The 258-nt window shown below is 58.9% G+C and carries 1 rRNA gene and 1 other annotated feature (both running past the window's edge); the gene reads right to left on the bottom strand.

The window, feature by feature from the left end:
• Positions 1-258, bottom strand: a 16S ribosomal RNA gene (locus MCM47_RS11690) (it extends past both window edges: 518 nt to the left, 241 nt to the right).
• Positions 1-167 (bottom strand) — a sequence feature (mutual gap in cmsearch alignment for this rRNA model is longer than 100); it reaches 331 nt to the left of the window's first position. (Overlaps the previous rRNA gene by 498 nt.)

Genomic DNA, 258 nt, shown 5'->3' with positions numbered 1-258 from the left:
GGTTCAGCGTTGGCGCTTCAAAGCGGGTACGGGAATATCAACCCGTTGTCCATCGACTACGCCTGTCGGCCTCGCCTTAGGTCCCGACTTACCCTGGGCAGATCAGCTTGACCCAGGAACCCTTGGTCAATCGGCGCAAGAGTTTCCCACTCTTGTATCGCTACTCATGCCTGCATTCTCACTCGTATACCGTCCACGACTGGTTTCCACCGCCGCTTCACCCGGCACACGACGCTCCCCTACCCATCCACACAGCCG

The sequence above is a fragment of the Kitasatospora sp. A2-31 genome, assembly GCF_022288725.1.
Taxonomy (GTDB): Bacteria; Actinomycetota; Actinomycetes; order Streptomycetales; family Streptomycetaceae; genus Kitasatospora.
The sequence above is the reverse complement of the archived record's forward strand: the minus strand, read 5'-3'. Positions and strand labels throughout refer to the sequence as shown.